Origin of the sequence: Microbacterium sp. 22179, assembly GCF_052045715.1 — a bacterium.
Taxonomy (GTDB): Bacteria; Actinomycetota; Actinomycetes; order Actinomycetales; family Microbacteriaceae; genus Microbacterium; species Microbacterium galbinum.
This window is the reverse complement of sequence record NZ_JBQEPJ010000001.1, coordinates 246,690-269,042: the sequence shown is the minus strand read 5'-3', so window position 1 is coordinate 269,042 and position 22,353 is coordinate 246,690. Positions and strand designations below refer to the sequence as shown.

Genomic DNA, 22,353 nt, shown 5'->3' with positions numbered 1-22,353 from the left:
GAATGAAACTCAGTGTCATCGGCTGTGGATACCTCGGAGCCGTGCATGCGGCAGCCATGGCTTCGATCGGCCATGAAGTCATCGGCTTCGATGTGGACCACGCGAAGATTGAGCGGCTGGCCGCTGGCGAGGCGCCGTTCTACGAACCGGGCTTCAACGACCTCCTACGGGAGTCGCTCGCCTCCGGAAATCTTCGGTTCACGACCGACCCGGCCGCGCTCGCCGGGTCCACCGTCCATTTCATCGCAGTCGGCACGCCGCAACGCGAGGACAGTGATGGCGCTGATCTGCGATTCGTCGACGCAGCGGTCACCGGCCTCCTCCCCCACCTCGCGCCAGGGGATCTCGTCGTCGGCAAGTCGACCGTGCCGGTCGGCACCGCCCAGCGGCTCGCCGATATGGTCACGCCGACCGGGGCGATGCTCGCCTGGAATCCGGAGTTCCTGCGCGAAGGCTTCGCCGTGCAGGACACGCTCCAGCCGGACCGCATCGTTTACGGTACGGCGGTTCGAGACGGCGCGGAGGTGGAGATCCTCGATGCCGTCTACGCGACCGCCTTGAAGGGCGGAGTCCCACGACTCGTCACCGATTATGCGACAGCCGAGCTCGTCAAGGTCGCCGCGAACGCATTCCTCGCGACGAAGATCTCCTTCATCAACGCGATGTCCGAGATCGCCGATGCCACCGGCGCGGATGTCACCGAACTCGCAGATGCTATCGGCCACGACGTCCGGATCGGAAGACGCTTCCTGAACGCGGGGGTCGGTTTCGGCGGAGGCTGCCTACCGAAGGACATCCGAGCGTTCGCCGCCCGCGGGGAAGAGCTCGGCCATGGACGAGCCCTCCGCTTCCTCCGTGAGGTGGACGAGATCAACCTGCGCCAGCGCACGCGTCTCGTCGAACTCGTCGAAGAAGCACTCGGAGGATCGGTGGCAGGGAGGCGGATCGCGATCCTCGGACTCGCCTTCAAGCCGAACTCCGACGACACCCGCGACTCCCCCGCGCTCGACGTCGCGACGCGCTTGCACGGCTTGGGGGCGGATGTCGTCTCCTACGATCCGGAGGCCGTCGGAACCGCGCGTCGCGCTCGGCCGCACCTCGTGTTCGCCGAGTCCTTGGAAGAAGCCGTCGCGAAGGCCGAAGTCACCGTCGTCGTCACGGAATGGGACGAGTTCCGCGAATTGAGTCCCGATGCCATCGCGAGTGCTGTCGCCGAGAAGAAGGTCATCGACGGCCGCAACTGCCTCGATCCCGAGCGATGGCGTGCTGCCGGTTGGACGTACCGTGGCCTCGGCCGGCGCTAACCTTCGCAGAGATCGCGAGAAAACGGTCAAAGCAATGGCAACGCCGACGGGCCATACCCCTCGAGCGGATATCCAGGCGCTGCGTGCATTCGCCGTCGCTGCGGTGGTGCTTTTTCATGTCTGGCCGAAGGCGATCGAAGGCGGGTACATCGGCGTTGATGTCTTTTTCGTGATCTCGGGCTACCTGATCACCGGACAACTCGTTCGTTTGCGAGAGCGTGGAAACCTCCGACTCGGAGCGTTCTGGGCTGCCCGAGCGCGACGTCTCCTGCCGGCAGCACTTCTGGTGCTCCTCGCCAGCACCGCTCTCACCGTGCTGTTCGCGCCGCCCGCCTTGGTCACGCAGTATCTTCGTTCGATCGTCGGGAGCACGCTGTACGTCGAGAACTGGGTTCTGGCCGCGGATGCGGTCGACTACCTCGCCGCTGAGAATGCGCCACCGATCGCCCAGCACTATTGGTCTCTCTCGGTCGAAGAACAGTTCTACATCGTTTGGCCGCTTCTCGTTATCGCAGCAACCACGGCGATTCTGACCAAGAAGTACGGACGGCGCGCACTCGTCGCCCTTCTGCTCGCTATCACTGTCGGCAGCCTCGTTCTGAGCATCGTCACCACCTTCGCCGCTCCCTCGTTCGCTTACTTTGCGACGCCCGTTCGTATGTGGGAGTTCGGGTTCGGAGCGCTCGTCGCCGTAATCCCGTCGATCATCGTGCCCGCTCTTCTTCGATCGCTGATATGGATAGCAGGGTGGGCCGCGTTCCTGTTCTCCGCATTCGCCTTCGACTCTGCCACTCCTTTCCCCGGGTATGCGGCGATCCTTCCGGTTTCCGCCACGGCGCTGCTGATCCTCATCGGCCCAGCGCCGCCGTTCCGTCTCGCCTCCATGCAGGGATGGAAGCCGATCCAGTGGTTGGGCGACAACTCATACGGGATCTACCTCTGGCACTGGCCGCTCGTGGTCATCGCCCCCGCAATTCTCGGGGCCGACCTCGAACTCTGGCAGAACATCCTCCTCGTCATCACGACGTGCGTACTTGCCGCTCTCGGCAAGAGATTCGTCGAGGACCCTCTCCGCTTCGGACGGCTCGCAACTTTTCGGCCCCGCGCGATTCTCGCGGGTACCCTGGTCGCGATGCTGCTCGTCGTCGCCGCCGCAGGACTCCCCGCGCTTTCGATCGCAGCCTCCACGCAGGCGCAGACCGAGCGGGCGCAGGCCGAGGTCGCCGATCCCGCTTCCTGCCGGGGGGCGAATATACTGCTGAATCCGAGCTGTGAGGGCGCCCGGGATATCCCGGTATCCAGCGCGGATCTCATACCGGGACTAGGCGGTCTCTACGACGACACGGACGGCGCGTTCGATTGCTACACCGCCGCCGAGACAGCACTCGAACCCTGCCACATCGGATCCGACGATCCAGGAGCGGTCCGAATCGCGCTGACAGGAGATTCTCATGCCGCCATGCTCGTTCCTGGGCTGCGAGACGTCGCTGCCGATGCCGGCTGGTCGATCGATGTGTATGTGGGGCGCGGATGCGTGTGGTCTGCAGATCCCGACCCCAAGTGCGCTGCCCGCCAAGCGTCCCTGCAGAAAGATCTGCTGAGCAACGGATACGATGCCATCGTCGTGACCGCATGGAATCAGCTCGAAGCGACCGACCAAGTGCGTCAGCAACGCGCAGAACGGTTCGCCGAGCGCTGGAGAACCGCGCGAGAGCAGGGCATCCAAGTGATCCCTGTCCTGGACAATCCAGGTATCGCACAATCGTCAGCCGACTGCGTGACGTCGACGAGCAGCTTCACCTTCGAGACGTGCGCATTCGCGGCCGCTGACTTCCTTCGTGAGGATCCGCTCGCCCTCGCAGCCGATGAATCGGGAGTCACTCCGGTCGACCTTCGCGGCGCGTATTGCGACCCCGACGGCGTCTGTCCGATGGTCGCCGGCGGTGTGGTCGTCTACCGAGATCTCCACCACATCACGGCGTCGTTCAGTCATTCCCTGGCGCCGTATCTCCTCGACGAGATCACTGCGCTTCTCGACGCGGCGCCCTCAACATCCCCCTAGGAAAAAACCATGCCTGCTTCTCTCGTCTCTATCGTCACTCGAACGAAGGACCGCCCCGCTTTTCTTCGCCGAGCGCTGCGGAGTATCGGCGCCCAGACCTACGCGAATTGGGAACTTATCATCGTCGACGATGGCGGCGCTCCGGGAGTGGTCGAAGCCGTGCTCGCCGATGCGCCGAGTGCGACTCGAGCGCGGACACGTGTCGTCGCCCACGCCACACCGCAGGGGCGATGGCAGGCCGCGAACGCAGGCGTGAGGGAGGCGCGCGGCAATCTCGTCATCCTCCACGATGACGACGACTCCTGGGCATCAAGCTTTCTGGCTCGGGCTGTCGGCTATCTCGACGACAACCCGCAGCGCGTAGGAGTCGTCTCACGCATCGAGATCGTCTGGGAGGAGCGAGACGGCGATTCGTTCATCGAGACGAATCGAGAGCCCTTCCTCCCGAATTCTGTTGCGCCTCTTCTCATGGACCAGCAACGCTTCAACCAGTTCGTGCCGATCGCCTTCCTCTATCGACGCGAGCTACACGATGCGTTGGGGCTCTATGACGACTCTCTTTCGGTCATCGGTGACTGGGTTTTCAATTCCCGAGTTCTTCAGCACAGTGCACTTGAGTACCTCGACACGGAACCACTGGTGTACTGGCATCAGCGTCCATCGTCAAGCGGCGTTGATGGAAATAGCGTCATTGAATCGAGCGAGGAGCATCGACGCGTCGACGCGCTCGTCCGCGACCAGGAATTCCGTGCGCTCATCGCGCGGGAAGGTGCCGGCGGAGCGCTCTACTTCGAGCGCCGCCTCCGTGAAACCGAGGAGTTGATGAAACGCGAGTTCGAGTTACTCCGTCACGAATCGTTGCACCCCGTTCGATCCTTCTACCGTCGCGTACGCAATCGGATCATCCGCCGATCCGGAATAGGATGATGCTGTGAAGTCTGGCCCCAGCCTCTGTGTCTTCCCCTCATGGACGGGAAACCCGTACCTCAATCTCATGAACCTGGCTCCACGAGCCGCCGGATACCAATTGATCCAGCGGTCGGCCTATGAGTCCCTCCTCAAGACCCTGGTGATCCTGGGCGACGGAGATGTTCTGCATGTTCACTGGACGGCGCCGATCGCGCAAGCTGCGCATAGCCACCGCGCAGCAGCCCGACGGGTCCGAGCCGTCGAGACGGCGCTCGAGGACGCGCGGCGAAGAGGCGTTCGGATCGTCTGGACGGTGCACAACCGGCTCCCCCACGAACTCGTCCACCCCGCTGCAGAGCGCGACCTCTACGGCGTGCTCGCCGGGGCCGCGGATCTGATCCACGTTATGGCACCTTCAACCGCAGAGCTCGTCGCCGATGTCGTGGCCCTCCCCCCTGAGAAGGTCGTCCAGATACCTCACCCCAGTTATCTGGGGGTGTACGACTCCGACGTCTCGCGCGAAGAGGCGCGCCAGAGTTTCGATCTGAGCCCTGACGATCGAGCGGTCCTGTTCCTCGGCCAGATACGTCCTTACAAGGGCATCGACCTCCTCCTCGAGGCCGCCGCCTCTGCTCGCGATTCTGACGGAAGAAGGCCAGTCCTCCTCCTGGCTGGGTCCGCGAGCCCCGAATCGATCGCTCAGTTCGACGATCTCAAGCCCGCAGGCCTGCGGATTGTCACCTCGTTCGAGTCCGTACCCGATGCGGATGTCGCCCGATGGTATCGAGCGGCGGATATCGCTGTCTTCCCGTATCGGGCCATCCTCAACTCCGGCAGTCTTCATCTCGCTGCCACCATGGAGGTTCCCGCGGTGCTCCCTGGGCTTCCTCACCTCCGCGAGCAGTTCGGCGACCAGCCTTGGGTGTCGTTCTTCGATGTCGCAGATCCCGTCCGATCTCTCGCAGAGCTGCTCAGCGACGGGGCTCTGACCCAAGGCGTCGAGGCTTCAGACTTCGAGCGATTCAACGAGGGCATCAGCCCCTGGACGGTTTCTCTCGCCTATCGTGACGCACTCCGCGAGCTCAGTACCACGACGACGGATTGAGCCGTTCTCCCTCGGCCTCCCTCGGCATGAGCGGGGAGCGACACCCCGCTGACTGCTAGGAAGAGTTGTCGGCTGCGCGACGCATGAACGAGATCGCCCGGATCGCCAGTCGACGCGGGGCTCGTACAACCCAGTGCGCACGCCGCTCGAGCCGTACCCACGCTCCTCGTTGCTCGTACAGTACGTTCTCCCACGGTCGGTACTCGGGCACCTCGGAGTCGGCGTAGCCAGAGACGACGAGATCGTCGTCGAGTAGAAACGCCGGTTGGACCAAGACGCCGTGCGGGAGCTGAGAGACCGCGAACTCTGCCTCGCAAGTGGCCCCGTTTTCGGCCGAACGCCAGCGATGCCGTCGCGGCATGACGATCACATCGCGACTCCACAGGACGGGAACAGCACCCGGAGCGGTTGCGCGGGCGTGCACACGAAGCGGGTCGCTACCGAACAATGGGGTGATCGTTCCCCCGAGGTCCCTCTGACGGCGCGCGACTCTCGCAATATCCTGCGCGGCGAGTTCTGGGACCAGCTCACGGATGGCCGCCCCGAAACGCTCCACCCCGTCCAGCGCGAGTCGCAGCCACTCTTGCTCGAGTTCGTCATCGGTGATCCGGACGTTGGTGAGCGATTCAGCGACGGCCCACAGCAATTCGTGCTCTCGGACCAGCCCAGGGGCGGCATCATCCGCGGCCTTGAGCAATGCGCCGACCGAACGGAGGCGTAGCAACCCCTCATCCGTGCGCCAAGAACCACCGTCGACGAGCTGTGCCACCGCGCGCGCAGCAAGAATATGACCGGCGGCGAAGAGGTTCAGTGCCAGCCGCTTCCGTTTGTCGATCCAACCTGCGGCTGGCTCCACCATCGCAAGCAGCTCCTGGAAGGACGAGATCGCTGCATCGTCGGACGGTTGCGCATGCTCCCAAGACATCAAGAACTTGCGAACGTGGAAGAACCCATCTCGATCATGGATAAGCGAGGAGTAGCGCGAACGCAACTCCTCGTTCTCGACCGAGGCGATGAGCTGCGCGCAGATCTTCTCCTGCCCCACGTAGCTGAGGAACGAAGCGGAGGACGAGGCTTTAGAAGTCATCGACGTCGAGCCGGGGCGGTCTCGGTAGAGATAAACGACGTCTTCGACGACATCGATGCTCTGCGCCTTCACATAGGCGGTAACCATGGGCACGATGTCGTTTGATCTCGGCACATCTGGGAAGCGGATGCGATGCCGCTCCCAGAATTCCCGATCGAACGCCTTGTTCCAACACGGCCTGCTGAAGATCATCGTCGGGATGTCTGAGAGCACCGCAGCGCGAGCGGGGGCATCGAAGGCCTTCATACTAGCCGTTGGGCGCCACGTCGAGTTCGGCGAGAACTTGAGGTAGTCGCCGACGGCCATGTCCGAGCGGCTGTCCTCGAGCGAGGAGATCAGTGCGGAATACGCACCCTCCGGCACAATGTCGTCTCCATCAGCGAAGATGATGTACTTGCCCCGGGCGAGCCGCACTCCTTCGTTGCGGGCCGATCCTCCACCACGTTCGGTTGCACGCACGAGGACCAGACGCGGGTCTTCGAGAGCGAGACGATCGACGACATCGACCGTTCCATCCTCGGAATGGTCATCAACAACGATGACCTCCATGCTGCGAACGCGCTGGGCGAGTATCGATCGCAGAGTCTCCACGATCCAGCTGCGCACGTTGTGCGTCGGTACGATAACGGACAACGTGATTTCGTCGGTCATCGAGTGCTCTCCTTGAGAACTTTGATCGCGTCCGCGATGGGCCCGTCGAATATCTTCGTGCCACGGTTGATGACGATGCCACGTTCACAGAGCTCTTCGACCATCTTCATGTCGTGACTCACGACGAGCATCGTCACACCAGTCTCCGCGAGCTCCTTGATCCTGGCGCGACACTTCTCGCGGAAGGGCGCATCTCCCACCGACAGGACCTCATCGACGAGGAGAATATCGAGGTCGACGTGAATCGCAACGGAGAAGGCGAGCCTCATGAACATTCCCGACGAGTAGTGCTTCACCTCCTGATCGATGAAGTCACCAATCTCGGAGAACTCGACGATCGCGTCGAAGCGTGCCTCCGTCTCTTTGCGACCCATCCCGAGGATCGCAGCATTCAAGAAGACGTTCTCTCGACCCGTGAGATCGGGGTGGAACCCCGCTCCGACCTCGATCAGCCCGGCAACGCGACCACGGGTCAATACCGTTCCCTCATCGGGTTCGAGAACTCCGGAAACCAGCTTGAGCGATGTGGATTTCCCCGAACCATTGAACCCGAGGACTGCTACTGATTCGCCCTCTCCAACCTGGAAGGTGAGGTCGCGCAGCGCCGTGAAAGTATCGGCGCGGACGCGACGGCCGCGAATCCAACCGACGAATGCCTCCTTGAACGAGTGGGAGTTCCTCTTGAGGAAGCGCTTCGAGACATGATCGACGACGATGCTCGGAGTGGACTGGGTAAGGACTTCGATTCGTGACATCAGAGATCCTGCGCAAACGTTCGTTCGTAGTGTCGGAAGACGGCCTGTCCGATCAGAAGCGTGGCAATGGTCACTCCCACGGCCGCGAGGGCGGCCCAACCGAAGAAGTCGGGAAGTCCCTGCGGATCGGAGACCGTCGGTTCCCAGAACGCGACATGGAACAGCTCCACGGCAATCGTGATCGGGTTCGCTGTGTACAGGAAGGACGCCCACGGGTAGTTCCGCAACGCTTCCGCAATCAGGATCCAGCTGTACAACACTGGAGACGTCCATGTGGAAAACATCTTGATCAGATCGACGAAGTTCTGCGCATCACGATAACGAACGTTCAGACCGCTGAAAAGCAAGCCAAGACCGAGCGAGAACGCGAGTATGAGAAGGAATCCGAGCACAGCACCGACAAGGCCCATGACCGTCGGCACCCAACCCATCAGCAGACATACCACGAGGAGGATAGCCAGCTGCGGCAGGAAGTGGACGATTGCGCCGACGATCGCAGCCACCGGGAATAGCTCCCTCGGCATATAGATCTTTCTCACGAGGGCGCGATTGTCGACAATGGAATTCGTCGCATTGCCGAACGCCTCGTTGAAGAGGTTCACCATCACGATCCCGCTGAAGAGGTACACGGCATAGTTGTCCAGACGGTGATTCTGGAGCACGATCCCCATAATGAAGTAGTAGATGAGGAACTGGGAACCGGGCTTTACATACGACCAGATCCAACCGAGAGTGGAGTTTCGATAGCGCGTGGCAGTTCCCTTGCGGATGAGCACGCGAAGCAGGTAGTGCCAGCGGAAGACATCGAGAATGCCACCTCCGCGCCCCGGGCGATCATACTCCGAGACATCGACGAACGTTCCTGCCAAGTTGCGGTCCTCTCCCGATGGCTGGGCGATCCGCAGTTCGCAGACGCCCGAAACATCCTACCTAGGCCACCTGAGTGGTCGTTTCACTCAGCGTCCAGCATCCTTGGAGCGATAGCGAAGCGCGTCGTCCAGAAGAACCCGCGCACGTGCGTCGAAGGAGTGCTCGGCGGCCACGCGCGCCGCACTCGCCCTCATCTGCGCTTCGGTAGGCCATGCCTCCGAATCGGGAGTGAGAAGCGCCTGCAATTCCGCATGTGTCGAATACGTTCGTACCTGCTCGCCGAAAACATCCGTCAGGCCGGTGACGTCATCGCTCACGATCCTCGCGCCGGTTGCGGCCGCGTCGAAGAGCCGATTCGAGAGGAACCCGCCCCGGCGCATGTCGCCCCAGTGGTCGTTGAGCACCACACGAGCTTCTGCGTACGCACGAGGCAGCTGCGCGTTCGGGAGGACCGTTCCTGCGATGTGCCGCTGGTCGATGTATCGCTCCCATCCGTCGTCTCCGTACACAGAGAGATCGTCGGAGACCTCTGCGGCGTCGAGCACTACCGGGCGCCTCTCACCGCGCGTGCGTCCGACGAAAAGCACACCCTTCCGGGGCAGCTCCTCCTCGGACGGGCGGAAACGAGCGGGATCCGTTGCTTGCAGCAGCGGCGTGATCGCGATACCGGCTCGGGCTGAGTGGTGTGCCGCCCATGTCGCCCCTGCGGAGTACACCTGATCCCAACCGCTGCGCAGTTCATCAACGGTCACGCGATCGGGATGTGAGATCACCCACAAGAGGTTCACCGATCCCGGACGGGGTGTGAACCGGTTCAATCCCCGAAGTGTGAGCGTGACATCCTCATCGTCTCCCGCTCCAGGACGCTCCCAAGAACTCGTACGGTCGACGACCACGTCCTGACCTAGACGCCTGAGTGCGCATGCGAGATCCTGGCCATAGAACGTGTCACCCCACAGGTCACCGAGGAGGGTCCCGGGGCTCGAGATCTTCACCGCCCAGCGCATCCGCGGGGGGCGCTCATCGACGATCAGACTCGGGATTCGCTCGATCTGCCACTCAGGTTCCCTCAGCGGAAATCCTCGCTGGTCGCGCCACCGGATGTCGGAGACTCGCAGGCGCGAACCTTCGAGGACGTTCCGATCGTCGAGTTCTCCGAGCAGTTCATCACGCCAGACTTGGGAGAAGCGCCGACGGTTCGGGACGACGTGCGCGAATCGTCCCTCCGTCTTGCTCTCGAGATGTACGACAGTCGACTCCGGCACGACGCGAAGTGGCCTGCCGGTCGAGTTCCTCAAGCGGAGGCACAAGTCCACGTCCTCCATGCCGTTCACATACTCGGCATCGAACCCACCTGTATCAAGATAGTCCTCGCGGGAGACGGCCAGGCATGCGGCAGTGAGCGCCGAGAACGAGTACTCACCTACTTCGCGAGGGACGTCCTCTCTGTGGAAGCCTGAGAGGAGATGACGCGGAGACGACAGTCCGCCCGCAAACACCGTCCCGGCCGTCTGCACCGTTCGGTCCGCGAAAAGAAGAAGCGGTTGGACGGCGACAGCGTCGGCAAGAGCATGCTCCAGAGGGCGCAGCCATCCCTCCTGAACGACGGTGTCATTGTTCAGGAAAACGACGTTCCGCGACTTCGCGATCCGCGCTCCGAAATCGCTGGCCACGGCGAAGTCTGTGTTCACGGGCAACCGCACGTACTGCACGTGCTCGTCACCGAGGAACGCCTGTCGGAGTATGGCTCCTACCGCACGACGGGAGCCGTTGTCCACGACGATCACGGCGGCATCTCGCTGATCGCGTACAGCAGCGACCGCGTCGACCGTCATCCGCCAATCCTCAAACGTCGGAACAACGACCGTCGTGTCCGTCGACTCGGGGAGCGAGCAGTCGACAGCAGGAAGGTGTGACTTTCGAGCGCTATTGGCGCCCGCACGATTCGCGAAGACACCTCCGTCGTACCGCCTCGCCCAGAACCGATCCCCCTCGATGACGATCCCATCGCCGGCCTTCGCGAGCCTAGCCACCGCGTCTGCGTTCAGACCGTAGTCCCGGTCGGGATCGGGCGCGATCCGGTCCGTCCGAAAGACGATCCCCGCGGCATCCAGGCGAGTCCGCCACAATGCCCCCTCCAGTTCTCCCCACTGCTGTGGAGCCTGCGGAGTGTAAGCACCGACCCCGGAGGAATCGGGGTTGGCATCCAGCGCCCGAGAGGCGTCTGACAGCCCTGCGGGCTTCCACTGCTGCCCCGGCCGCCACAGGGACCACGCCGAGAAGCCCCCCTCGTCCACGATACGCGCCGCGACTGCGCCGAGTGGCTCACCGAGCTCCGCGTCCAGCACGTGGAAGCGTTCCTCCTCGAAGAGCGTGGACAGCGGCGGCTCGTGTCCGTCATCCGCATCGCAGACGACGAACACTGCTCGCGTTGCGGGATCTTGAGTGCGCGCGAGCGTACGCAGGTCTTCGTAGTGCGATTCCGATACCAGGTGTCGCGCATCGACGATGACTGCGACATCAAGACTCGTCCCGCCTCGGAGCGGAACACGCCGTCCTTGGGTTACCGCGGGAAGGCGAGGAACGGAGGCCGCCGCGGCCGCCTTCGCGGATCGTATGTCTGTGGCTCCCCCACCGAACGTTTCAAGGACCGCATCGTCGTGAGATCGGAGGAGTTCGGCGAGCGTACGACCGGCTCTGTCTGCCGGGGTGGTACTCACCCGCTCGTCGCTCGAAACGTATTGGAAGAGCTGATTGAAGGCGCGCGATCCGCGGGTCTGGCTCCGGTCATGGGCCGCGAACCATTCCGGTTCGAACGCCCAATTGGGTGTCGCGCCTTCGCGCTCGCCACGGACGATGTAGTCGTCAAGGGCGGCCCGCCATCCCAAGAAAGTTCGTCCGGTCAGTGACGAGTAGTGCTCGAGGTCGAACATGCGCGCTTCCTGCATGCGCGGAACGACGCGGGTGGAGGCGGCCAGGATACGCCGCAACTCACCCCAGGTCGCCCCGCCTCGTACAGGCAGGGCGTCGCGCTCTTCGGGGGTTCCGGCGAGAAAAGCTGCGGCATCGACGGGGCGTAATCCGCGTCCGCGCTCCTCTTTCGCAGAGGCTTCCCAGATCCCACCGAGCGCGCCGAGCGCGGGGCGTGCCTGCGTCGAACTGGCAAACGCGCGCAGTTCATCACGAAGCGTGACTGCAGCGTCCATCGACGCACGGACCATCGGCCTATCGACGAATGGATGCGGAACTACGCCTTCCCGCCATCCATCCGCGAGGTAGTGTTCCGCGGCCGCCAAATCGTCGCCGAAGTCGATGCCGAGCAGAGCACTGTAATACTCCTTGGACGTCACCCGCTCGGGATGGAGGATCTCATTTGGTCCGGTCTGATCGTCCGTCGCCGCATGCTTCTGCTTCCAGAACCCCATCGGTGCCCATCCCATCGATCCCCGCCTCCCATGGCGGAATCCAGCTATTGGTCTCCAGCCTATTCGCACGAGCAGGAGGCGCGTGCATCGACCGCCGGCCGGAACTACCTGATGTTCAGCGCCGCGCAGGTCTCAGGAGTGAGCGCCGTCACCACCGTGCCCGGGGCGGGAGTCACCTTCGTGAACGTACCGCCCGTTGCGGAGAAGGCGACGTTGTTGCAGAGGACGAATGTCGTCAGGCCCGGCGAACGCCGCTCGAATGTCGAGAGGGCGGCGACACTCTCCACCCTCACCGAACGAGGGATGCCGAGCGCTGTAGCGACTTCCCAAGACGGCAGGTGCACCAGCGAGAGGCCGTCGACCAGGTACACCTCGGCCGTTCCATCCGACCGAACCAGTGTTCCGGTCTGCATGTACGCCGGTCCGGCCGTGAACGCACTAGCGGAACCGGCGCGGAGCTGGACGATCGGTGGATAGGTTCCGCCGGCGAGTGCGCGGACCTGAGCGGTCGTCACGACGTGACGAGTGACACCACCGGTGACATGTAGAACCGCGTCGCTGCCCTGGAAGCGCACGAAGGACTCGGTTGCGACGGGCGTACCGGTGAGATTCAGGCGCCCACATGTCGCGGCGTCGAGGCTCGTAGGGGTCATTCCCGTCACGTTCCCACGATTGAGAACGCTCAGCTTCGCCCCGGAAGGGAGGTAGAACTTTCCGCCGCAGGCCAGAAGAGCACCGAAAACCCCCTTCTGTCTCCCGTTCAAGTTCGCTGCAGGCACGCTAACCTTCGTGCGGCTGAGCCCGATGTCCTGCGCCAGATCCCACGACGGCAAGTGCAGAAGCCGGTTGTCCTGCGTGGCGAGGTATACCTCTGAAGTGCCGTTGGCCGAAACGAATTGGCCGGGCGCGAACTGGAATTGAGAACTGATCGTCATCCTCGAGCGCAGCGATGGAGTCATCACGGCGGCGTAAGGGTCGACCTTGCCACCATTGGCGGCGATGCGCGCGGCGGCATCGTAAAGCGGGATCAGTGTCTTTCCGGAGATGCGGTGGACGGTACCGTTCGCCGCAACGCGCGCGAACGCCGTCATCTCAGGCCCCGCCCCGATGCGTGCGAAGTCAGCGTCGGCCATCTGCACGACCCGGGCGCATGCTCCCCCCCACGCAGCAACGAGGTCGCAGCTAGCGAAGCGATGCGTCTTACCTCCATCGAAGTAAGCGATCACACCGGTCGACGAGTTCCGGACGAATCGCGACGTGCTGCCGCCGTCACCGTAACCCGAAAGAGATGTCACCTGGCGGTAGGCCCCGAACTTGGCCTGGTACTCGGGCCAGTCCTCCGGTGTGACGTGATACCGCACACCGGCGGAGACGAAGTAGATGTCTGTTCCCAGCCGGAGGTTCTGACCGGAGCTCTGAGTCTGCTGCGTCGATCCGAACCAGTCGGTGAAGTAGTTGTAGAAGTTGCGGTTGCCGTAGGCGGAGCATCCGTCGCCGGTGCCGTATCCGGCACGGAGCGCAGCCGCGTTCGGCTGGTAGGGCGTGTAGTAGTAGAGCGCCGACGTCGCCTTGTTCGCGACGTACACCGGAGAGGATCCGCAGTTGGCGTTGGGGTTGTAGAGGATGTTCCAGGTCTTGCCCGGGGCGTACCACTGGAACCAGCGCCCCTCCATGTAGATCTGCATCTGACGCGCGGCGCCGTAGATCTGGTGGAAGAAGCCGATGTAGTTGGGGTCGCACGGAGCGGTGTCGGGGCAGCCCTGGCCCAGCGCGATGTTGTATCGCCATGCGCTCGGCCACGTATGGGTGATGAGGCCCTGCTCCTTCTGAAGCATGACGATCAGAACCTGCGGGTTGATGTTGCACGCCTGCGAGACGCGATAGATGATCCGCGCCGCCGACTCGTTCGCAGCTCCCGAGTACCCGCTGCAGTACTGATCAGCCGGACGCGTGACCGACGTGATCTTGAAGTCCTTGAGGCAGACGATCGGCTTGCCGTTCTCGTCCGTGCCGCCCAGGCATCTCGACACCTTGCTGTTGAAGAACGCCTGGATCTGCGCCTCGGTCATCGTGCCCTTGTTGGTGAACACGGCGTCGCTGATGATGTTTCCCGGATTGAAGCCCACGAGCGTGGACTTCACGATGCCGGATGCCGCCGGGTCTCCCACGACCTGTGAGACGGCGTTCGAGACCGTCGTCGCCGCGGGGGCCGCGACAGGGGCAGCCGCGGATGCCGCACCGGCCGGGAGCACGGTTCCGGCGACAACAGCGGTGACAGCGAGGAAACAAGTGAGGAGATGGGTGATCTTCCGGTTGTTTCGCGAGCGTGGGGCACGTCGAGACATGTGACCAGTGTGACGGAAGTCACGTGATGATGCCACTGTTACGGAATATCGGCTACCGCGTGTCGGCGTGTCCCTCCGATCCGAAGGCACCTCCCAGGCGCTGCCCCCTCGTCACAGATCCGCGTGCAGACCCCACACGCGCTCGGCCGATCCGGCCCACGAGAACGCCCGCGAGCGGTCCGCTGCGAGCACCGAGAGTCGTGCTCCTTCGCCCCCGGTGGCGCTCTCGACCGCTTCGGCCAGGTCACCCGGGTCGACGAGCAGCCCGCCGTCGGCGAGCACGTCCCGGTGCGTTCCCGAGTCGACGCCCACCACCGGTACACCGAGACGCATCGCCTCCACCGCACGCCAGGGCCAGGCGGCTGTCGGACTGCTCGCGACGTAGGCAGCGGCTCCGGCGAGCACGGCGGCGCGGTCGGACGTGTCGAGGGCACCCCGGACGTGCACGCGCGACTCGGCCAGTCCCGCGGAGGACGCGATGTCGGAGTAGCGGGGCTCCGTCCCCTCCGCCGCATCCAGCACCACGGCGTGCGCCCCGGCCGCCAGCGCGCCGCGGAATCCGTCGGAGACCGAGTCCCAGGTGCCGTGCACGACGACGTAACGTTCGGGTAGGGCGAGCCCGCCGCGCCGCTCGGCGGCGTCGAACGGCGGAACGAAGCCTTCGGGCGCCGCCCCCGCGATCACGCGCACACGATCTCCGACACGGGCGATCTCCTGGATCCGTTGCGCGATCGTGTGCGTCGGCACGACGACCGCATCCGCATGTTTCGCGGCACGGCGCAGCATCGCCTTCTGCCACGCGACCGCGGCGCGGGACAGGCTGTCCGGCGCGTCCCAGGCCTCGAGACCCCAGACCGTCACGGTCGTCTGATCGTTGTCGTGGGTGCGGTCGTGCCGCACCAGCGGTGCCATCAGCGTCGGCGAATGGATCAGTCCTCCACCGGCGCCGGCGGCGATCCCGAGCTGCCACGACGCCGCCAGTTCCCGGCGGGCCAGTCCGAGAGTCCGCACCTCGGCGACGCCGGGGATCGACACCTCGCTACCCGCGGCGACGATCGCTTCGACATCGCACCCCGAGGGGGCTGTCGCGACGAGTCCGCGTGTGAGTTCGATCGCGGCGGCAGCGTGATCCGGGTCGACCACCTGCACGAGCTGATCCAGAACCACACGCAGTCGAGCACCCATGCGCTCAGAGTATCTCCGTCGACCGCTTCCGGCCCGGAGGACGCCGACGCGTCGCACGGACTGACAGCGTTCGCTCAGCATCCTCGCCCGCACCCCGCGTTCATGCTTGAATGCTCACGTGAGCGACGGGCGACTTCCACGACGGCGCCGATGGGTGAGGTGGACCGTCGGCATCGTCCTGACGCTCCTCGTCCTCGCCCTCGGCTGGGTGACGATTCGAGGGATCGGGGCTGTCGACAACCTGACGCACGTCGCCGAGCAGTCCTCGGATCTGAAAGCGGCGATCGCGGAGGGTGACCTCGACAGGGCCGCGGACGTGTCCGGCAGCATCGCCCGGCACGCGGCATCCGCGAACGACCTCACCTCCGACTTCGTGTGGCAGGGTTTCGCGGCCGTGCCGTTCGTCGGCCCCAACTTCCGCGCGGTGAGCGACATCGCCGCCATCGCCGACAGCGTAGGGACGGACGCGCTCACACCGCTGCTCGACGTCGCCGCCGAGGTCGATCTGGCGAGCCTCGGTCTCTCCGGAGGCGCGATCGACCTGGCCCCGTTCGCCACGATCCGAGAGCCGCTCGCGGAGGCCTCGAACGTACTCGATGAGGCGCTCGAACGAGCGGAGGGCATCGACGCCGATGCCACCCTCCCCCCGTTGGCGGATGCCGTGCGCGAGGTGCGCACGAACGTCACCGAGGCGGCGACCGTGGTCGGCACGCTGAACGGCGCCGCGATCCTGCTCCCCACGATGCTCGGCGGCGAAGGCCCCCGCACCTACGTCCTCGCGATGCAGAACAACGCCGAACTCCGCTCGTCCGGCGGCATCATCGGTTCGATCGCCCTGTTGCGGGCCGAGAACGGCAGGATCTCCCTGGAGCGGCAGGCGTCCACTCTGGACTTCCCGCCGCTGACGGATCCTCTCCCCCTGAGCGACAGCACGATCGCCCTCTTCGAGGACGGGCCCGGCCGATATCTGCAGAATCTGACGAGCATCCCGGACTTCGCCGAGGCGGGCCCCGCGATCGCCACCCGCTGGGAAGGCGTGTTCGGCGGCCCCGTCGACGGAGTGATCGCGGTCGACACGGTCGTCGCGAAGCATCTGCTCGATGCGATCGGTGAGCTGAGCTTCGGTCCGTTCACCGCGACCTCGGAGAACGTGGTGAGCATCCTGCTCTCGGAGATCTATGCGGCGATCCCGGATCCGGTCGTCCAGGACCAGGTGTTCGCCCAAGCCGCCACCGGCCTCTTCGGCGCGGCACTCGCCGGAGGTGATCCGCGCGCGCTGCTCGGTGCCCTCGCCACCTCGGCGGACGAGGGACGGATCCGCATCTGGAGCGCGCACGAGGACGAGCAGAGCGTTCTCGCCGCCTCAACGGTCGGAGGCACGCTCCCGGTCGACACGGATGCCGGGACGCACGTCGGCGTCCTGATCAACGACACCACCGGCGGAAAGATGGACTTCTACGCGCACGCCACGGTCTCCACGGCGATCGGCAGCTGCGCGGGCATGCCGACGACGCAGGTGAGCGTGACGTGGACGAACGACGCGCCGGCGGATGCCGCGACCGCGCTTCCCCCGTATGTCACGGGCGGGGGGAACTTCGGCGTCGACCCGGGCAGCACCCGCACCCTGCTCGCGATCTACGGCCCGGAGGGGGCGACGCTGTCGCGCGCCGATCGCGACGGCGACGAGGAGCCCGTGCAGACCGCGCTCCTCGGGACGCGCTCGGTCGTGCAGCACGACGTCCTCCTGGCGCCGGGCGAGTCCACCACCGTCACCGTGCAATTCCAGGGAGACGGCGCAGGAGAGCGCATCGACTCGGTCGTGCAGACGCCCACGATCGATGCGCCGACGGCGACACGTGAAGAACTGCGCTGCACCTCGTGACTTTCTCCCCGGGATGGGGTACCTTCATCTCACTGGGGAATATCTGGGCTCTAAGAACCTGCCGTGGGGGCAGGGAGGGTCCACACAGTCGGATGCAGGGGTGTATCCGGGTGTGATTCCGCGTGAAATTCTGGGGAAACATCATGCTGAAGAAACTGGCTGCTATCAGCCTTGCCGCTGGCGTCATCATTCTCGCCGCGCCGACCGCCGCTTCTGCGGCGCCGTCCGACTCCTATGCCGACAAGCCGAGTGTGACGGTCAACGACCCGATCATCGACATCTGCGACGTCTCGACCATCGTCTTCGGGGCCGGATCGTTCCAGCCCTCCGAGGTCGTCGGCGTCTCCGTCTCCGGACTCCGCGCCGAAGAGTCCGAGATCTCGGGCAACACCGCCGCTGCCGACGGTAGCCTCACGGTCTCGTTCCGCCCGCCGTCCGGCGGCTCCGGCGCGTATGCGATCACGTTCACGGGCGCGGGTGCCAATGCCGCGGCTCGAGCGGCATCGGTCGCCGGCATCGGCCAGTACACCGCCGTCATCACGGTCAGCGGCACGTCGAGCTGTGCCCACGACCCGAGCGTCGCGGCTGCAGGCACCGAACTGCCTCTCACGGGTGACGGCTCCATCGAACTCGCGCTCACCGGTGGAAGCATCTCGCCCTGGGTGATCGGCGGCGGTGCTGCGGCACTCGCGGTCGGCGGTGGCCTCGTGGTCATCGGAGCCGCCCGCCGCAAGCGCGCCTAGATCTGATCGCCGCCTCGTGCGGCGGTCGACTGGACGACGGTGATCCCTCCCCCTCCGATCACCGTCGTCTGGCGAATCCGGTGATACACCGGAAGCCCACGGCCTCCTCCACACTCTCCCGAGGAGGCCGTGGGCACATTCACGCCCGGCGCCGTGCTTCCGCTGTGACCCTCCGGTCAGGGAGCGGGGGACGGCGTCGGCGTCGGCGGGTGAAGCGCCTGCTGGATCATCTCGTGGATGTAGGCGTAGTCCGGCTGGAACTCGTCGACGCCCTGCTCCGGGGTGAGCTCTATCGTGTTCACCGGAAGCTCCTTGGCCTTCATCATCAGGTCGAAGAACTCCGGAAGCTTGTCCTGCGGAAGGTCCGTGCTGATCAGCGCCGTACCGGCCGCCGCCACCTCATTGAACCGGGTCAGGACGGTCTGTGGGGTGAACTGCGCGAGGATCGCCGCCTGCAGCTCACGCTGGCGCTTCATACGATCCCAGTCGCTGGTCGTGTACCGGGAACGCGCGTACCACTGCGCCGTGTCGCCGTCCATGTGCTGCGCGCCGGGCTCGATCCAGCCGATCGCCCACTCGTTCACGTCCGTCCCGTGCCACCCCTCGGGCGGTCCACCCTTCGGCAGACGCTCCGTCACGGTGATGTCGACGCCGCCGAGTGCGTCGACCAAATCGGCGAAGCCGTGCATGTCGACGAAGACGTAGTAGGGGATCTTGATCCCCAGTACGCCCTCCGCGGCATCCTTCGTCGCTTCGATGCCGGGCTCGGATCCCTGAGCCTGCGCATTCGGGTACAGACCCGTACCGTTGTCATCGCGGCACACCTCGGCGGCGTTGCGGACGTGGTTCATCCATCCGTTCCACCCGCAGCTGGATGAACCGTGGCCCTCGAATCCGTTCGGGTAGAGCTCCTGCATCGGGCTGCCCTCGCTGAACGGCGCATTCGGCAGCTCGCGCGGGATTCCGGTGATCGTCACCGCTCCGGTGTCGGCATTGACCGAGACCACCGAGATGCTGTCGAAGCGCATGGAGTCGCGGCCGTCGCCGCTGTCTGCGCCGAGCAGCAGGATGTTGTAGTAGCCGTCGTCGGGCGGGAGGCTGGGTCCGCTCTGCCCGAAGATCGAGCTGATCGTGTTGCGGGTCGATCCCACGACCGTCGCCGCATAGGCCGCTCCCCCGCCGACGAGCCCCAGCAGGATCAGTGCGACGACCGGGATCGCGAACCGCGACGCCGTCGGCACCTTCACCAATCGCACCATGCGGAGCACGTCGAAGGTGAGCACGGCCCAGAGCACCACGTACACGACGAGGAGGATCTGCACGAGCGTGAGAACGAGAGCGGAGAACCATCCCGCGCCCACGGTCAGCCACAGCAGCACGGGGCGCGCGAAGAGCGCCAGACCCGCCGCGACGATCACGAGGAACCAGGCGAGCAGGGTCGCCCGCAGACCGATGCGTCCCAGTCGACGGTTGCCCGCGACGATCTGAGCGGAACCGGGGATCAGCACGTTCAGCGCGACCAGCCACCAGCCGCGCTTCGCCATCGCCCCCTCGTCGGTGGAGTCCGGGTGCCGCAGGGGCCGGGTCTCGATCAGCGGCCGCCCACCCGCCCGCGGTGGCGCGAGGGTCACAGGGAGTCCTTCAGCCGTTCGTTCTTGGCCTCGACCTGGGCCTCGAGCTCGCGGGCGTAGTCCTCGACGCGGTCGGCGAGAGCCTCATCGGCGGTCCCGAGGATCCGAGCGGCGAGCAGACCGGCGTTGCGCGCTCCCCCGATCGATACCGTGGCGACGGGGATGCCCGCGGGCATCTGCACGATCGACAGCAGCGAATCCATTCCGTCGAGGTAGGCGAGCGGCACGGGCACACCGACCACGGGCAACGGCGTCATCGAGGCGAGCATGCCCGGCAGATGGGCCGCGCCGCCGGCGCCGGCGATGATGACACGGATGCCACGGGCACGAGCCTCGCGGGCGTAGCTCATCAGCTTGTCCGGCGTGCGGTGCGCCGACACCACCTCGACCTCGTGCGCGATGCCGAAGTCGGTGAGCGCCTGGGACGCGTCGCTCATGACGCGCCAATCGGAGTCGGATCCCATGACGACGCCGACCAGGGGCGCGGCGGAGGAGTGCAGTGGCTCGGTCACCAGAACAGGCTACGGTCTGGTGCTGGAGATTGCCCCCACGGCACGCTGCCGAGCGGCACCCTCGTCCGACGAATCAGGCGAAATGGGCGGCCGCGGCGCGCGCGACGTAGACCGCGTCGTCGAGATCGCTCGACGACACGTTCACGTGGCCGACCTTGCGCCCGGGCCGCGGATCCTTGCCATAGGTGTGGATCTTCGCCTCGGGATGGGCGACCATCGCGCTCGCGAAGCGCTCCCCGAGCCCTCCCTCGGCGGGACCGCCGAGGATGTTGACCATGACCGACCACGGTGCACGCGGGGCGGTGCTGCCGAGGGGGAGGTCGGCCACGGCGCGCAGATGCTGCTCGAACTGCCCGGTGACGGCGCCGTCCTGGCTCCAATGACCGCTGTTGTGGGGGCGCATGGCCAGCTCGTTCACGAGGATGCGCTCGTCGTCGGTCTCGAACAGTTCGACGGCGAGCATCCCCGTCACGCCGAGGCCCTCGGCGATGCGGACGCCGATGCTCTCGGCCACCTCGACGAGGCGCTCGGCGGCCGCCGGTGCCGGCGCGATCACCTCGGCGCAGACGCCATCGCGCTGCACGGTCTCGACGACGGGATAGGCCGCGATCTCACCGCTCGGGCGGCGCGCCACCTGCTGCGCGAGTTCGCGCACGAAGGGCACCAGCTCCTCGACCAGCAGAGCTTCACCCGCGGGCACGGCGGCGAACCAGTCGCGGGCATCGCTCGCGGCACGGACGACGCGCACACCCTTTCCGTCGTACCCGCCGCGCGGCGTCTTGACGACGCCCTGGCCGTCGTGGGCGTCGAGGAAGGACTGCAGCTCCTGCTCGGAGGCGACCGCAGCCCAGTCGGGCTGGGGCACTCCGAGGTCCGCAAGGCGCGCGCGCATGACCAGCTTGTCCTGAGCGAACTGGAGGGCGTCGGGGCCCGGGTGCACGGCCACGCCATCGGCGACGAGGGCGCGCAGGATGTGCTGCGGCACGTGCTCGTGGTCGAAGGTGACGACGTCGACGTCGGCGACGAAGGCGCGCACGGTCTCGAGATCGTGATAATCGCCGACGGCGGTCGCGGCGAGCTGGGCCGACATCCCCTCTCCCTCGGCGAGGACTCGGAGATCGAGCCCCAGTTCGACCGCCGGAGCGATCATCATCCGAGCCAGCTGTCCGCCGCCGATCACGCCCACACGCAAAGCCATGTGCCGTCTCCCTTTCGTCTCGACCATTCTCGCGCATCGTCATCGCTGCGGATGACATCTCGAGATCGCGGGCGCACGTCAGTGCGGGCGCGCGTCACGCGGATGCGAAGCCCTCGGTGCCGGTCTGGGCGTCGCGGTGGGCGAGGATCTGACTGACCTCGATCTGATCGGCCAGGGTCTCGTGCACGAGAGTGACGTTCGGCACGTTGACCAATCGCAGCGGAGCGTCGACACCGTTGGAGAGCGTGATCGTCCCCGTGCCCCACATCCGCTGCAGCGGTCCGCGGCGCACTCCGATCGTGTACCCGCGCGCGTGCGACATCTCGCGGCGGTTGCGCGCACCCACACCGCCGTGGACGATCACCCGTCGGGTCGTCACCGTCGTCGAGCGTGCGAGCCACACCGTGAACGGAATCACGACGAGAAGCAGCACCACCCCGCCGGCGGCGGACAGCAGCATCCAGTTCTCGAACGGCGCGGGAAGGTTGTCGTAGAAGTAGGCGGTCGCCCCGAAGGTCGCCACCAGCACGAGCGCGGACCAGAAGAGGCGACGCGCGTGACCGCGGAAGCGTGCGATCAGACGCTCCTCGGACGGCGCACCGGGCGGCGGCATCATCGGCCGACCGCTGAGCGTCACAGGCTGCGTCACCCCACCATTGTGCCCGTGATCTCCGACATCGACGCGCGGC

General features: G+C 65.4%; 16 protein-coding genes. 6 read left to right on the top strand and 10 right to left on the bottom strand.

Going from position 1 to position 22,353, the window contains the following annotated elements; translation table 11 throughout:
- Positions 1-2 precede the first annotated feature (2 nt).
- Genes ACTJKK_RS01205 through ACTJKK_RS01190 form a run of 4 tightly spaced genes read left to right on the top strand, consistent with a single transcriptional unit; the run spans position 3 to position 5,380 of the window.
- On the top strand, positions 3-1,304 hold the full coding sequence (locus ACTJKK_RS01205) for a UDP-glucose dehydrogenase family protein (protein ID WP_440746719.1): 1,302 nt from the start codon (positions 3-5) through the stop codon (positions 1,302-1,304).
- Positions 1,305-1,338: 34 nt separating this feature from the next.
- Complete coding sequence (locus ACTJKK_RS01200; RefSeq protein WP_440746718.1) at positions 1,339-3,366, top strand: acyltransferase family protein; 2,028 nt, start codon at positions 1,339-1,341, stop codon at positions 3,364-3,366.
- Positions 3,367-3,375: 9 nt separating this feature from the next.
- The gene (locus ACTJKK_RS01195) at positions 3,376-4,293 is read left to right on the top strand and encodes a glycosyltransferase family 2 protein (protein WP_247955899.1); all 918 of its coding nucleotides are present in this window, start codon (positions 3,376-3,378) and stop codon (positions 4,291-4,293) included.
- Between the two features lie 4 nt (positions 4,294-4,297).
- Positions 4,298-5,380 (top strand): glycosyltransferase family 4 protein, encoded by a 1,083-nt coding sequence (locus ACTJKK_RS01190; RefSeq protein ID WP_440746717.1) that lies wholly within the window; start codon positions 4,298-4,300, stop codon positions 5,378-5,380.
- 55 nt (positions 5,381-5,435) lie between these two features.
- Here the strand turns inward: ACTJKK_RS01190 and ACTJKK_RS01185 are convergent, their stop codons facing one another.
- The 6 genes from ACTJKK_RS01185 to ACTJKK_RS01160 all read right to left on the bottom strand — a co-directional run bounded on the left by ACTJKK_RS01185 (position 5,436) and on the right by ACTJKK_RS01160 (position 15,698).
- A complete protein-coding gene (locus ACTJKK_RS01185; protein WP_440746716.1) occupies positions 5,436-7,118 on the bottom strand; it encodes a glycosyltransferase family 2 protein in 1,683 nt (560 codons plus the stop codon).
- On the bottom strand, positions 7,115-7,873 hold the full coding sequence (locus tag ACTJKK_RS01180) for an ABC transporter ATP-binding protein (RefSeq protein WP_247955896.1): 759 nt from the start codon (positions 7,871-7,873) through the stop codon (positions 7,115-7,117). Before ACTJKK_RS01180 ends, ACTJKK_RS01185 begins: the two co-directional genes overlap by 4 nt.
- Positions 7,873-8,742, bottom strand: coding sequence for an ABC transporter permease (locus ACTJKK_RS01175; protein WP_247955895.1), 870 nt, complete (start codon positions 8,740-8,742; stop codon positions 7,873-7,875). Before ACTJKK_RS01175 ends, ACTJKK_RS01180 begins: the two co-directional genes overlap by 1 nt.
- 87 nt (positions 8,743-8,829) lie before the next feature.
- Positions 8,830-12,168 (bottom strand): glycosyltransferase family protein, encoded by a 3,339-nt coding sequence (locus tag ACTJKK_RS01170; RefSeq protein ID WP_440746715.1) that lies wholly within the window; start codon positions 12,166-12,168, stop codon positions 8,830-8,832.
- Positions 12,169-12,272: 104 nt separating this feature from the next.
- Positions 12,273-14,237, bottom strand: a complete 1,965-nt coding sequence (locus tag ACTJKK_RS01165; protein ID WP_440746714.1) for a hypothetical protein — start codon at positions 14,235-14,237, stop codon at positions 12,273-12,275.
- 387 nt (positions 14,238-14,624) lie between these two features.
- Positions 14,625-15,698, bottom strand: coding sequence for a glycosyltransferase (locus ACTJKK_RS01160; RefSeq protein ID WP_440746713.1), 1,074 nt, complete (start codon positions 15,696-15,698; stop codon positions 14,625-14,627).
- A gap of 154 nt (positions 15,699-15,852) precedes the next feature.
- Here ACTJKK_RS01160 and ACTJKK_RS01155 point away from each other — a divergent pair, with 154 nt between their 5' ends.
- On the top strand, positions 15,853-17,580 hold the full coding sequence (locus tag ACTJKK_RS01155; RefSeq protein WP_440746712.1) for a DUF4012 domain-containing protein: 1,728 nt from the start codon (positions 15,853-15,855) through the stop codon (positions 17,578-17,580).
- Positions 17,581-17,723: 143 nt separating this feature from the next.
- Positions 17,724-18,323, top strand: coding sequence for a hypothetical protein (locus ACTJKK_RS01150; RefSeq protein WP_440746711.1), 600 nt, complete (start codon positions 17,724-17,726; stop codon positions 18,321-18,323).
- Positions 18,324-18,499: 176 nt separating this feature from the next.
- Here the strand turns inward: ACTJKK_RS01150 and ACTJKK_RS01145 are convergent, their stop codons facing one another.
- From ACTJKK_RS01145 to ACTJKK_RS01130, 4 genes are all read right to left on the bottom strand, one after another.
- On the bottom strand, positions 18,500-19,954 hold the full coding sequence (locus tag ACTJKK_RS01145) for an LCP family protein (protein ID WP_440746710.1): 1,455 nt from the start codon (positions 19,952-19,954) through the stop codon (positions 18,500-18,502).
- Positions 19,951-20,418 (bottom strand): 5-(carboxyamino)imidazole ribonucleotide mutase, encoded by a 468-nt coding sequence (gene purE, locus ACTJKK_RS01140; protein ID WP_247957597.1) that lies wholly within the window; start codon positions 20,416-20,418, stop codon positions 19,951-19,953. The genes ACTJKK_RS01145 and purE overlap by 4 nt, the downstream gene beginning before the upstream one ends.
- A 121-nt stretch (positions 20,419-20,539) precedes the next feature.
- Positions 20,540-21,691: a 5-(carboxyamino)imidazole ribonucleotide synthase gene (locus ACTJKK_RS01135; protein WP_440746709.1), complete on the bottom strand. Its 1,152-nt coding sequence runs from the start codon at positions 21,689-21,691 to the stop codon at positions 20,540-20,542.
- 67 nt (positions 21,692-21,758) lie between these two features.
- Positions 21,759-22,313, bottom strand: a complete 555-nt coding sequence (locus ACTJKK_RS01130) for a PH domain-containing protein (RefSeq protein WP_247622915.1) — start codon at positions 22,311-22,313, stop codon at positions 21,759-21,761.
- Positions 22,314-22,353 lie beyond the last annotated feature (40 nt).